Source organism: Kitasatospora sp. NPDC093102, from assembly GCF_040683915.1.
Lineage (GTDB): Bacteria > Actinomycetota > Actinomycetes > Streptomycetales > Streptomycetaceae > Kitasatospora.
Window position 1 is genome coordinate 206,468 of the sequence record NZ_JBFBFA010000009.1, and the last position, 12,511, is coordinate 218,978.

Annotated in this window: 10 protein-coding genes and 1 pseudogene; 8 read left to right on the forward strand and 3 right to left on the reverse strand. The window is 71.8% G+C overall.

The window, feature by feature from the left end; all coding sequences use genetic code 11:
• Window positions 1-79 precede the first annotated feature (79 nt).
• Window positions 80-2,671 (reverse strand): FtsX-like permease family protein, encoded by a 2,592-nt coding sequence (locus AB0O11_RS15845; protein ID WP_363386370.1) that lies wholly within the window; start codon window positions 2,669-2,671, stop codon window positions 80-82.
• Window positions 2,665-3,399, reverse strand: a complete 735-nt coding sequence (locus tag AB0O11_RS15850) for an ABC transporter ATP-binding protein (protein WP_363386372.1) — start codon at window positions 3,397-3,399, stop codon at window positions 2,665-2,667. The genes AB0O11_RS15845 and AB0O11_RS15850 overlap by 7 nt, the downstream gene beginning before the upstream one ends.
• A gap of 881 nt (window positions 3,400-4,280) precedes the next feature.
• Between AB0O11_RS15850 and AB0O11_RS15855 the strand changes: the two genes are divergently transcribed.
• The 8 genes from AB0O11_RS15855 to AB0O11_RS15890 all read left to right on the forward strand — a co-directional run bounded on the left by AB0O11_RS15855 (window position 4,281) and on the right by AB0O11_RS15890 (window position 11,557).
• A complete protein-coding gene (locus AB0O11_RS15855) occupies window positions 4,281-5,273 on the forward strand; it encodes a methyltransferase (protein ID WP_363386374.1) in 993 nt (330 codons plus the stop codon).
• Window positions 5,270-6,445, forward strand: a complete 1,176-nt coding sequence (locus AB0O11_RS15860; RefSeq protein ID WP_363386376.1) for a tryptophan 2,3-dioxygenase family protein — start codon at window positions 5,270-5,272, stop codon at window positions 6,443-6,445. The genes AB0O11_RS15855 and AB0O11_RS15860 overlap by 4 nt, the downstream gene beginning before the upstream one ends.
• 105 nt (window positions 6,446-6,550) lie before the next feature.
• Complete coding sequence (mppP, locus tag AB0O11_RS15865) at window positions 6,551-7,702, forward strand: enduracididine biosynthesis enzyme MppP (protein ID WP_363386378.1); 1,152 nt, start codon at window positions 6,551-6,553, stop codon at window positions 7,700-7,702.
• Complete coding sequence (locus tag AB0O11_RS15870) at window positions 7,702-8,880, forward strand: aminotransferase class I/II-fold pyridoxal phosphate-dependent enzyme (RefSeq protein ID WP_363386379.1); 1,179 nt, start codon at window positions 7,702-7,704, stop codon at window positions 8,878-8,880. Before mppP ends, AB0O11_RS15870 begins: the two co-directional genes overlap by 1 nt.
• Window positions 8,877-9,674, forward strand: a complete 798-nt coding sequence (gene mppR / locus AB0O11_RS15875) for an enduracididine biosynthesis enzyme MppR (protein WP_363386381.1) — start codon at window positions 8,877-8,879, stop codon at window positions 9,672-9,674. Before AB0O11_RS15870 ends, mppR begins: the two co-directional genes overlap by 4 nt.
• Window positions 9,675-9,699: 25 nt before the next feature.
• On the forward strand, window positions 9,700-9,912 hold the full coding sequence (locus AB0O11_RS15880) for an MbtH family protein (protein ID WP_224273746.1): 213 nt from the start codon (window positions 9,700-9,702) through the stop codon (window positions 9,910-9,912).
• Complete coding sequence (locus AB0O11_RS15885) at window positions 9,912-10,793, forward strand: alpha/beta hydrolase (RefSeq protein ID WP_363386383.1); 882 nt, start codon at window positions 9,912-9,914, stop codon at window positions 10,791-10,793. Before AB0O11_RS15880 ends, AB0O11_RS15885 begins: the two co-directional genes overlap by 1 nt.
• A 26-nt stretch (window positions 10,794-10,819) precedes the next feature.
• A complete protein-coding gene (locus tag AB0O11_RS15890; RefSeq protein ID WP_363386384.1) occupies window positions 10,820-11,557 on the forward strand; it encodes a polyprenol monophosphomannose synthase in 738 nt (245 codons plus the stop codon).
• Window positions 11,558-12,224: 667 nt separating this feature from the next.
• Here AB0O11_RS15890 and AB0O11_RS15895 read toward each other — a convergent pair.
• Window positions 12,225-12,344, reverse strand: a pseudogene (locus AB0O11_RS15895) (YdeI/OmpD-associated family protein); the annotation flags it as partial.
• Window positions 12,345-12,511: the final 167 nt, after the last annotated feature.

The window sequence follows — 12,511 nt, forward strand, 5'->3', positions numbered from 1 at the left end:
CGGTGGGGCCCGGTGGGGATGCGCGAAACAGGTGAGGCGTGGCCGAAGCCACGCCTCACCTGCTACCAGCGGTCGTACGTCACTCGGGCCGCGAGATCGCCTCCACGGCCGGCGGACGCAGGGCGAGCCGGGCCGGCAGCATCACGGCGGGCCAGGCGATCGCCACGGCCGCGATCACGATGCCGAGGTACATCAGCGGCGGGATGGAGGGGAACACGGAGTGCCGGATCGCGTAGCTCATCCCGATCAGCGACGGCAGCGCCGCGATCGTGCCGACGGCGATCGCGCACAGCGCGATGATGCCCGCCTCCTGGCGCATCATCGACCGGACCTGGCTGGTACGGGTGCCGACGAGGCGCAGCAGGGCGAACTCGCCCCGCCGCGAGATCGTCGCCATGACCAGCGTGTTGACGACGGCGATGGCGAGGTAGCCGAGCAGGACGGCGTTGAGCATGAGGCTGACCCCGCTGGCGCCCGCATCGGTCGGTGCGACGGTGACCGCCTCGGCGTCGCGCACGCTCAGCGTCGGATACGGCTTCAGCGCCGCGCTCAGGTCCGCCTTCGGGTCGGCGTTCACCATCAGCCACTGGTCGAGGTGGTCGGTGGTGTGCGCGATGACCACGTCGTGGGGCAGCGTGATGTCGCCGAAGCCGAGCCCGTTCTCGTAGACCGCGACCACCTTGGCCTTCTCGACGGTGCCGTCGCCGAGGTGCATCTCGACGGTGCCGCCCACGTCGGCGCCGACCGTGCCGGAGACGATGCGGCTGAGCGCGACCGTGTTGCCGGTGAGACCGCTGAGGTCGCCGCGCAGCACGTCCAGCTTCATGGTGTCCGGTACGGCCGCGGGGTCGACGCCCTGCGCCGAGCTGATCCGGTACTGGATGCCGTCGCCATCGGGCCAGGTGAGGATCGTCGAGGTCCGGGCGACCGGGCCGACCGTGCGGACGCCGGGGACCTTTCGGAGCTCGTCGACCAGGCCGGGTGAGATCCCCGCGCTGTCGGAGGTCACCACGTGGTCGGCGATCACACCGTCGACCAGCTGGTCCTGCGCGGTCGCGGCGAGCGTCGTGGCGCCGAAGAGCTGGGCGGACGCCATGGTCACACCCATGATCAGCGGGGTGGTGGCGGCGCTGAGCCGGCGGGCCCGGGCCCGGGAGTTGGCGATCGCGAGGAACCGGGTGACGCCGCCCGGGCGGCGGCCGAGCAGCGCCGCGATGCCGCCGAACAGCTTCGGTCCGAGCAGGCCGACGGCGATCACCAGGAGCAGCGCGGAGCTGGCGGCGCCTTCGATGGCCGACTCGCCGGGCAGCACGATCGGCAGCACGACCGCGACGGCCAGGCCGCCGGGCACGAGCAGCAGGCCGAGCGTGAGCCGGACCCAGCCGAGCTTCTTCGACTCCACGGCCACGTCGCCGAGCGCCTCGACGGCACTGACCTTCGCGGCCCGCCGGGCCGCGAGCCAGCCGCCGACCCGGGCCGCGAGGACGCAGACCAGCACGGCGAACAGCACCGGCAACGGCGTGATCTCCAGGGAGAATCCGGCCGGCAGCACGCCGGCCGACGTGAACACGGAGTGCAGCAGCAGGGCGAGCAGGATGCCGGGGAGGGCGCCGAGCACGGCGCCGATCCCGCCGACGAGCACGGCCTCGCCGCCGATCATCCGCAGCACCTGCCGCGGGGTGGCACCGACGGCGCGCAAAAGGGCCAGCTCGCGGCGGCGCTGCTGCACCTGCAGGGCCAGCGTGCCGGAGACCACGATGACCACGAGCATGATCATGGTGGCGCCGAAGGCGCTGGCCACCTCGATGACGAAGGACCGCGACTGCCCGACGTCGAGCGTCTCGACATCGCTGCGGTCGTCGCCGGTGTAGGTCTCCACCCCGGGCACGGCCTTCTTGATCCGGTCGGCGAGGTCGCCCGCGTCGGTCCCGTTCGCGGCCAGCACGCCGACGGCGTCGATCTTGCCGGGCAGGTCGTAGAGCCGCGCCGCCTGGTCGTCGGTGAAGAAGACCGCGGACTGCCGGTCGAACGAGACCCCGGGCTCGGCGACGCCGCTGACGTGGTACGACTCCGGCTTCGACCCGGCCACCAGCGTGACCGTGTCCCCGGCGCCGACGCCGGCCCGGTTGGCGAGGTCGCTGTCGAGCACGACGTCGTCGGCCGCTTGCGGCTGGGAGCCCGAGCGCAGCGTGAACGGTGCCAGCACCGAGGCGGACCAGCCGTGCCCGTACACGGGCGGGCCGTCGAGGACGGAGTCCTTCTTCAGGACGGTCATCCGGACGCTGGTGTCCGCGACCGCGGATTCGACGCCCTTGACCGCGGCGACCTTGGCGACCGTGTCGGCGGGCAGCCGGACCCGCTCGGAGAGCCGCGGGTCCGAATCGCCGTCGACGGGCATGGCCTGGTAGCCGCCGACGACGACGGCCGCCTTGTGGTACCGCTCGGCCGGGACTCCCGAGCTGAGACCGGTCTCCAGCAGCGCGCCGCAGGCGGTGATCACGGCGGAGCCGACCGCGACGGCGATCAGCACCGCCGCGAAGCCGCCCTTGCGGCCGCGGATCGTGCTCCAGGCCAGCGAGAGGTTCTCGCGCGAGAGCGTCTTGACCTTCTTCTTGGCCTTGACGCCCGCCGGCGGATCAGCCGCCTTGGCCCCGTTCTTCCGGCTCACCACTCACCCAGCCTGGTCATCCGGTCGGCCACCTGGTCCGGCGTCGGCCGGACGAGTTCGCCGGCCAGCCGGCCGTCGGCCAGGAAGGTCACCGAGTCCGCGTGCGAGGCGGCGACCGGGTCGTGGGTCACCATCACCACGGTCTGGCCGGTCCGGTCGACGACCCCCCGCAGCAGTTGCAGGACCTGCTTGCCGGTGCGCGTGTCGAGCGCGCCCGTCGGCTCGTCGGCGAAGATCACGTCGGGTTCCGTGATGAGGGCGCGGGCGATGGCCACCCGCTGCCGCTGACCGCCGGAGAGCTGCCCCGGGTAGCGGTCTCCCATGTCGGCGAGCCCGACGTTCGCCAGCTCGGCGCTCACCCGGTCCATCGGAACCGGTTCGCCGGCCAGCCGGAACGGCAGGCCCACGTTGTCGGCGATGGTGAGCGAGTCGAGCAGGTTGTACGCCTGGAAGACGAACCCGACCCGTTCCCGCCGGATCTCGGTGAGCTGCTCCTCGTCCAGGCCGGCCAGACGGGTGTCCCCGAGGGTCACGCCGCCCTTCGTGGGTTGGTCGAGACCCGCCGAACAGTGCAGGAACGTGCTCTTACCCGAGCCCGAGGGACCCATGATCGCGACGAATGTCCCGCGCCGCACACCTATCGTCACGTCGTCCAAGGCGGTGACCACATTGCGACCGGAACCGTAGGTCTTCGTCACGGATTCCAACAAGAGAGCATATCCGCTACTCACTTCACACCCTTCCCCCTTTTGCGGGAACCGTACCGTCCGACACACTCGTCGATCAACCCGACTCTGGCGGAAAAACGATTTTTAGCCGCGCTCCGACGGAGCTCGAATAACGGCTCCCACCTGCACTTCCCCTTTCGGGACGGGCTCCCCCCGGTCGGCCGCACGGCCGGATCTCGACGCCCGGTATGAATCGAACGTTCGGCGCCCGTTCACGGCACCGACCCCGCCGCGTCGGCGACACCCGCGCGGCCCGGGCCGCCGTGCAGGAGCGGTCCGGCCACAAACCGCCGAGGCCCGGGGCGCCACCCGCGGCCCGCACGGGGGCGACGGAGGCGCGAACCCGGTCCTGGAACATCCGCGGGCCCGCCTCCACACGACGTCCACACACCCATCTGCGGCTGATGCCCCGTCACCGCGCAGGTCCGCCAGGTGATCTGCGCCCGCGCCGCCGGGTCGTCCGGCACGGCCGACTCGCACGGCCGGCCCGACGGCACCCGCCCGCCGCCACCGACCGATCCCTGCCCACCCACGACCGGGGAACCCGCAGGCCCCCACCCGGGCGCCGGGCCCCAGCCGTACCCGCTGGGCGACCGGCAGCCGACGGATCGTGAACCACGACCCGGGGCGCGGGACCCGGAAAGCGGCTCCGAACTGCGGGTTTCACTCTGCGGTCAACAAGATGGCCGGTCCGTCGCGCACGCCGAAATACTTCTCGACGTCCCGGGGGCTTTCCAGCGCACCGGGCAATGGGCCTGCCACGGCCCGGAAATATCGGCGGCCGCGTCGAGAATTTCCGCACCGACAGCGCTTGACAATCCCCCCTGCATCGATGGGCAGCGAAAACAATGATTCCTGCGGATCTGGAACACGCCGTCTACGGAATGTACGCCACCCACGCTCTGCACGTCGCGGACCGGCACGGTGTCTTCGCGCACCTGACCCGGCACGGCGGCGACAGCGCCGGGAAGATCGCGGCCGCCCTGGCCGTCGACGAGGACACCCTCGAACGGCTCCTGCTGGTGCTGTCCTCCTTCGGCGTCCTCGACGCCGACGGCGGGCACTACGCACTCGCGGCGGACGTCCGGCCCTACGTCGACCGCGACGACCCCCGCTACCTGATGGGATTCGTCGACCACCTGATCGGCGACACCGCCGACCAGTTCGGACGGCTGAACGGCTACCTGCACAAGGGCAAGGCCGAGACCGACCGGGACACGCCGGCCCCGTTCGAGTCCATCTACCGTGACGACGAGTCGGTGGGCCGCTTCCTGAAGGCGATGTGGGGCCTCAGCCACCACGTCTCGCACGAGCTCGCCGCCCTGGCCGACCTGGGCGACTCCCGGCAGCTGATCGACGTCGGCGGAGCGAGCGGGCCCTTCTCGGTGGCCGCCCTGCAGGCCTTCCCACAACTGCGCTCGACCGTGTTCGACCTTCCCCAGGTCGGCCCGCACCTGGCCGCACGGGCCACCGAGCACGGGCTCGGCGACCGGCTGGACTTCGCGGCCGGCGACTTCTTCCACGACCCGCTGCCGGCGGGCGACTGCTTCGCCTTCGGCTACATCCTGTCCGACTGGGACGACGAGACCTGCGTGACGCTGCTGCGCAAGGCGCACGACGCGTGCCTGCCCGGCGGCCGGGTCCTGATCATGGAGCGGCTCTTCGACGACGACCGCGGCGGCCCGCTCGCCACGGCCGTCATGAACCTCTCCATGCACGTCGAGACCGAGGGCCGGCACCGTACCGCGGCCGAGTACCTGGACCTGCTGCGTCAGGCCGGCTTCACGGACGGCACGGTCCGGCGCTCCAGCGGCGACAAGCACCTGGTCATCGGCCTGCGCGCCGGGAGAGAGACCGAGAGAGCGACCGAGAGATGAGCTCCTCCAGAGCCCTCGCCCCGGCCCGCTCCCGGGAACTGCCCGCAGCCTGCGCCGAGCTGGCCGGCTGGCTGCACGCCACGCCCCTCGCCGAGCTGCCCGACGAGGAGATCCTCCGGCTGTCCGAGCGCCACGACGAGGCCGTGGCCGGGCCGGTCACCGACGAGAACGAGATCCTGCGGCTGCTGACCCGGCCGTTCAGCCGGCGCCTCGACATCCCCGAGTACTACCGCTACACCGGGCTGCACGTGGCCGGCTGGTACTTCGCCCGGCGGGAGGACGCGTACGAGGCGGGCCTGATGCTGCTGCACGTGCTCGTGACCGACCTGATCGCGCTGGAGGTGCGTGAGGCCGGGCTGCACGAGACCACGGTCGAGGAGGGCGCGGAGCGCGTGCGCCGCCTGGAGGCCGTGCTCGACCACCTGGACCGGTCCCCCGTCGGCCCGGACCGCACCATGGCGAGCACCGAGCTGGTCCGGCTCGCCGACCACGACGACACGCTGGTCCACGACCTGACGGTGGTCAACCGCTGTTCGGGGTTCCGCCGGTCGGACAAGCACGACGAGCACATCTTCATGCGCGCCGTGCAGGCCTGCGAGATCGGCTTCTTCCTCATCCGCTGGACCGCACGCCGCGCGACCGAGGCCGTCGGCCGCGACCGCGACGAGTACGTCCTGCGGATGGGCCAGCTCACCTGGGCGGCCGAGCTGCTGAACGTGGTCTTCCACGCACTGCGGACACTGACCCCGGAGCTCTTCATGGGCTTCCGGGACGCGACCGGGAGCGCCAGCGCGGTCCAGTCGCTCAACTACCACCTGATGGAGCTGGTGGTGTACGGCTACGACGAACGGAAGATCGACACCTACCGGCGCTTCGAACACCTGGCCCCGATCAACGACCCGCTGCTCCGCGAGTTCACGTCCCTGCGGGACGCCGCGGGCGGCGCCCACGACCCCGACGTGCGCGAGGCGTTCGCCGCGAGCGAAGCGCCGCTGCACGTCTGGCGCGGCCGGCACTACGGATTCGGCCGCCGCTACCTGCCGGACACCCCCGGGTCCGGCGGCACCGAGGGTGCCGGCTACCTCAAACGCTTCGTCGGAAAGTCCGGATTGCCTTCCGGTGACCTTGTCGACGATGTCGAGCAATTGCTCACCCGGTTCGCCTTCTGCTGACAGAGGGTCAATTCGATTCCTATCCCGGCGCCCGTGCGCCGGTGAGTCCCGGCAACCGCCGTGGCTCCAAGCACACTTCGCCACACACTCATATGAGAGGTGCTTGTGAACAGAATTCCGTCGACGGTCTCCGCGGAGAACCTGACCCAATTCGAGACGCTCGCCCTGAACAGCTCGATGAACCTCGCCGACGGGCACGCCCGGCAGCAGCTCACGCCTGCGCAGGCCAAGGTCATCGCCGAGCTGCCGGAACTGTGGGCCGAGGCCGTCCTGCGCCCGGTGGCCGAGATCGAGCAGGAGACCGCCGACTCGTTCTTCGGCATGCTCGGCCAGCACAGCCACCCGTTCGCCGCCGGGCGGACGCTGCCGTGCTACTCCTCCTCGCTGGCGATGGAGATCCTGGCCCGCTCGCTGGTCACCACGTCCGACGCGGTGGCGCTGCTCCACCCCACGTTCGACAACATCCCCGACATCCTGCGCGGGGTCGGCCTTCGGCTGATCCCGGTCGAGGAGGAGCAGGCCCACGACGACGACCTGCCGGCGGAGCTGCTCCAGCAGGTCGGCTGCGTCTTCATCACCACGCCGAACAACCCCACCGGCCGGGTGATGACCGCGGAGCGCCTGACCAGGCTCGCCGAGCAGTGCGCCGAGCACAACGTGGTGCTGGCCCTGGACACCTCGTTCCGCGGCTTCGACCCCGCCGCGCAGTTCGACCACTACGCCATCCTCGACGCGAGCGGCTGCCGCTGGGTGGTCATCGAGGACACCGGCAAGCTCTGGCCCACGCTCGAACTCAAGATCGGCTGGCTGGTCCGCTCGGAGAACGTGGACCTGCCGATCGAGAAGATCCACTCGGACATCCTGCTCGGCACCTCGCCGCTGATCATGCTCATGGTGAAGCGGTTCGCGGACGACGGGGCGGACGGCGGCCTCGCCGACCTTCAGCGCACGATCGCCGAGAACCGGGCCCTGGTGCGCGCCGAGCTCGCGGACGTGCCCGACATCAGCTTCATCGACGAGGATGCCCGCACCAGCGTGGAGCGCGTGCACGTCGGCTCGCGGCTGGCACTGGACGTCTGGTCGGCGGTCAGCTCGCAGAACCTCTACGTGCTGCCCTGCCAGAAGTTCCACTGGGCGCGGCCGGAGGAGGGCGACCGGATGCTGCGCATCGCGCTGTCCCGGAACCCGTCCACCCTGCTCGCGGGCGCCCGGGTGCTGCGCGCCGCCCTGCTCGACACCCCGGGGCTGCAGGGCTGATGGTTCCACCGAACACGACGGTCTCGCCGCTCCCGCACGCCCGTTGGTGGCGTGCGGGGGTGGTGCAGGCCGTCTCCCCGCCCGGCGTCATCGACCTGGGGCCCGGCTACCTCGAACCGAGCCTGCTGCCGGTCGACGAGGTGCTTCCGCTCTACGCGGAGGCCCTCACCGAGTTCGGCCCCGCGGCGCTCAGTTACGGCGCCAACGCCGGGGCCGAGCCGCTGCGCGCCCTGGTGGCCGCCCGGCACGGCTGCACGGCCGACGAGGTCATGGTCACCGCCGGCACCTCGCAGGCACTGACCCTGCTGTGCACCGTCCTGGGCCGGCCCGGCCGGTCCGTCGTGGTCGAGCGTACGTCCTACGACCTGGGCCGGAGCATCATGACCGACCATGGTCTGCGCCTGCACGAGGTGGACGCCGACGGTGAGGGCGTACGGCCACAGGCGCTGGACCGGACCCTGTCCCAGGGCGACGACGTGGCGTTCGTCTACCTGACGCCGACCTTCCACAACCCGACCGGCACGGTCGCGGGCACATCGCGGCGCCGACAGCTGCTCGCGGTCGCCGCCCGGCACGGCGTGCCCATCGTGGAGGACGACGCGTACACGGAACTGAGCCTGGACCGCACCGCCCCGCCGCCCTCGCTCGCCGCACTGGCCGGCCGACGGGGCGTGATCCGGCTCGGGTCGTTCGCCAAGACACTCGGGCCGGGCCTCCGACTGGGCTGGCTGGAGGCCGAACCGGACCTGGTCGAGACGCTGACCAGCCGCGGACAGCTGGTCAGCGGCGGATCACTCAACCACCTGACCTCGCTGGCCGTGGCCATGCTGATGGGGGACGGCCGCTACGACCGGCGCCTGGCGTGGCTGCGGGACCAGCTCCGGCTGCGGCGCGAGACGCTCGTGGCCGCCCTGCGGGCCGGCCTCGGCGAGTCGGTGACCATCGACCGTCCGGCCGGCGGCTTCTTCGTCTGGCTGACCTTCGACCCGCGGCGCAGCGAGGCGTCGTTGCTCGCCGCCGCCGACCGGGCGGGCGTCGCGGTGGCACCGGGCTCCCGCTACGGCAGCACGCCCGGCACACACGTGCGGCTCGCCTACAGCTTCAACCCGCCCGACCGTCTGGCGGAGGCGGCCGCGCGGCTCGCCGCCGCCTGGAGAAACGAGGAAACCCTTCGATGACCAGTTCCGTCGTCAGCAGCCTGCGCGGCTACAGCCTTCCGCTGTCCCCGTCCGGCACCTCGGCCACGCTGACTCCTCCGCCGTGGCACTTCTCCGGCGAGGTCGTCATGGTCGACTACCGCGTGGATCCGGAGGCGGCGGCGCGGTTCCTCCCGCCCGAGCTCGACCTCGGCGCCGATCCGGGGCAGGCCGCCGCGGTCTTCGCGCACTGGCAGTGGTGCTCGGAGCCGGGCACCGAGCTGGCCGAACCGGGTGCCAGCCAGTTCAGCGAGTTCCTGATCCTGCTCGGCTGCGAGTACCGCGGCCGCCGCCTGGCCCGGTGCCCGTACGCCTGGGTCGACCAGCCCGTGCCGCTGCTGCGCGGCTGGGTGCAGGGAATGCCGAAGCAGTTCGGCGAGGTGCACCAGACCCGGCCGATGCGCGTCGGCAAGGCGGGCCCCCTGGGCTCCGCCGCGGGCACGTACCACGGCACCGCCTCGACGGGCGGCCGCCGGATCGCCCAGGCCTCGGTGAGCGTGACCGCCCCGGCCGCCGAGCCGCCGGCGCTGCACACCGTGCCGCTGGTGCACAGCCGGGTCCAGCCGCAGTGGATCGACGGTGAGGAGCCCGACCTCGGGCTGGTGACCTCGACCGTCACCGGGGTCGAGTTCTCGGAGGTGTGGTCGGGCGACGCGACCCTGGAGATCTTCGACGCGCTCGACGAGGACTTCGCCTCGCTGCGGCCGGTCGAGGTCGGGCGCGGCCACGTCTTCGGATACGCCGAGACGCTCGTCTCCGGCCAGGCGCTCGCCTGAAACCCGTCCCCCGAAGGAGCACACGATGACAAATCCGTTCGAGGACCCTGACACGGCCTACAAGGTGCTGGTCAACGACGAGGGTCAGCATTCGCTCTGGCCCGCGTTCGCCGCCGTTCCCGAGGGGTGGTCGGTCGCGCTGGCCGACGCGGACCGCGGGACCTGCCTCGCGTACGTCGAGGAGCACTGGACCGACATGCGCCCGAAGAGCCTGGCCGACCGCATGGCCGCACGCTGATGGGCGTCGCGACCGTCCGCGGGGCACGGCTGCACTACGACGACCTCGCACCCGGCGGCCGGGAAGGCGCGGAGCCGGTCGTCCTGGTCATGGGCGCGGGCGGTCGCGGCCGGGCGTGGCACCTGCACCAGGTACCGGCGCTCACCGAGGCCGGCTATCGGGTGATCACGTACGACTCCCGGGGCGTGCCCCCCAGCGACCCCGGCACGGCGGGCTTCACGGTCGGCGACCTCGCGGCCGACCTGGCGGGGCTCATCGAGCACCTGGACGCCGGGCCGTGCCGCCTGGTGGGGACCTCGCTCGGCGCGCACGTGGTGCAGGAGCTGCTGCTGACCCGGCCCGACCTGGCCACCGCCGCCGTCCTGATGGCCACCCGCGGCCGCGACGACGAGCTGCGCGCGGCCGCCGACCGGGCCGAGCTGGAGCTGCTGGACTCCGGCATCACGCTGCCGCGCGGGTACCACGCGGCCGTGCAGGCGATGCAGAACCTGTCCCCGCACACGCTCGACGACGACCTCGAGGTGTCCAACTGGCTGCCGGTGTTCGAGCAGTCGCTGTCCGCCGGCCCCGGACTGCGCCATCAGCTCGCCATCAAGCCGGACCCCGGTCGCCTCGCGGCCTACGCCGCGATCACCACGCCGTGTCTGGTCATCGGCTTCGCCGACGACCTGATCACGCCCCCGCACCTGGTCGCCGAGGTGGCACGTGCCATCCCCGGCGCCGCCCACCGGCTGGTCCACCGCGCGGGTCACTACGGCTACCTGGAGCAGCCGGAGGAGGTGAACCGGCAGATCCTCGAATTCTTCCGGAGCGTTCCGGCCCGCCCTCTCGCGCGAACGAACCGTGCGGCGGGCCACGAGCGCCCGGTGACCGGCCCCTGAACCGTTTCCCGACCGAGGAGCTGCCGATGGCCGTCGCATCCCCGAAGACCGTCGTCGTCGTGCCGACCTACAACGAGCGGGACAACCTGCCGGTACTGGCCGGTCTGCTCGCGGACCTGCCGGTGCCGAACCTGCACCTGCTCGTGGTCGACGACAACTCACCCGACGGCACCGGCGAGGTCGCCGACAAACTCGCCGCCGACGCGCCGGACACCGTCGGCGTGCTGCACCGCGTCGCCAAGGACGGACTCGGCCGCGCCTACGTGGCCGGAATGACCCGTGCGCTGGACGAGGGCGCCGACATCGTGATCCAGATGGACGCCGACCTCTCGCACCCCGCCCCGGCGATCCCGGCCATGGTCGATGCGCTGCTGACGAAGGACGCCGCCGCCGTGATCGGCTCGCGTTACGTGGCCGGCGGCTCGACCGCCTCCGACTGGCCCTGGTCGCGCAGGGCCCTGTCGGCCTGGGCCAACATCTACGTCAACGCGATCCTGGGGTTGCGTCTGAAGGACGCCACCGCCGGATTCAAGGCATGGCGGGCCGAGACCCTGCGCGCGATCGACCTGAACTCCGTGCACAGCAACGGGTATTCCTTCCAGGTCGAGATGAACCACCGCGCGGTCACGCGGGGTTTCACCATCCTCGAAGTGCCGATCCGCTTCGAGGAACGCGAGCAGGGCGTGTCGAAGATGAGCCTGGGAGTTCAGCTCGAATCCGCCCTCGCCCCGTGGAAGCTGCGCTTCGGGGGCAAGCGCCGTTGAGACCCACGGCCGGCCCGCGGGCCCGGTGTCCGCGTCGGCAGGACCAGCAGCCGAGACCTCGGGGGCTCGGCTGCTGTGTTGCTCGACGACAGGACCCCGAACCTGCGACCCCTTGACCCCCAGCGGGGTCGAAAGGGAGCGACGGTCCGTCCACTCAGTCCAGAAGCCGCAGGTCAGGGCCTGTCACATCCGGCCTCGTGCTCTGTGCGGTCCCGTGACACCCAGTCCGTGAGAGACGCGCGAGAGGCCGGAGAGTCGCAGTGAGTTCCCTCGCTGCGGCTCACCCCCATTCTGGGACGGGTTCCCCCTCCTCGCCAGTGCACCGGGTCCGCCGAGGGCGGTAGCCCTGGGAAGCACTCACCTCCTCACCTCATCGGGAAACTGCCGAGCGGCCGTCCCGCCCGGCGACCCCGCCCGACCACCGGGAACGTGCGGAAGGCCGCCCCCGCATCACTGCGGAAACGGCCTATGACCTGCGAAAACGCGGCCCGGACGACGGGATTCGCACCTCCGGCCCCGCGCCTCCCCATGCTCCCGGGCGCCGCTGCCGCGAGAGCCCGGCACCGCGCCCTGGGGCAGGGCGCGGTGCCGGGCAGACAGGGGGTGAGAGGGTCAGGGGCGAATGGCGGAGGCGAGGAGCACCGGGACCATGACACCGGCTCCGTCGGGGGTGGATCTTCTCGCCCTCGGCCAGCATCGCGACGAACTTCTCGATCCGCGCCCGGCGCGTCTCGGGCTTCTTGGCGTCACCCACCCGGTACAGCACCGCGTAGCGGTTCTTGCTGTCGGCGCGACGCTCCGGCACTTCCGTTCGAACTCCGTTGTCGGCGCCAAAGTATGACGGCGGCAAGAACCTCGACGCCGTCCGGCTCCCGGGGCCGCCGGCAGAGGCGTCCGGCATCCTGCGCACCCGGGAACGATGACGGCCGACGACGGCGAAATCGGATCGAAAGC

Coding starts and splice junctions, on each gene's coding strand:
- AB0O11_RS15890 (WP_363386384.1), top strand. CDS start 10,820: ATGGCCGTCGCATCCCCGAAGACCGTCGTCGTCGTGCCGACCTACAAC.
- AB0O11_RS15880 (WP_224273746.1), top strand. CDS start 9,700: ATGACAAATCCGTTCGAGGACCCTGACACGGCCTACAAGGTGCTGGTC.
- AB0O11_RS15855 (WP_363386374.1), top strand. CDS start 4,281: ATGTACGCCACCCACGCTCTGCACGTCGCGGACCGGCACGGTGTCTTC.
- AB0O11_RS15885 (WP_363386383.1), top strand. CDS start 9,912: ATGGGCGTCGCGACCGTCCGCGGGGCACGGCTGCACTACGACGACCTC.
- AB0O11_RS15870 (WP_363386379.1), top strand. CDS start 7,702: ATGGTTCCACCGAACACGACGGTCTCGCCGCTCCCGCACGCCCGTTGG.
- mppR (WP_363386381.1), top strand. CDS start 8,877: ATGACCAGTTCCGTCGTCAGCAGCCTGCGCGGCTACAGCCTTCCGCTG.
- AB0O11_RS15860 (WP_363386376.1), top strand. CDS start 5,270: ATGAGCTCCTCCAGAGCCCTCGCCCCGGCCCGCTCCCGGGAACTGCCC.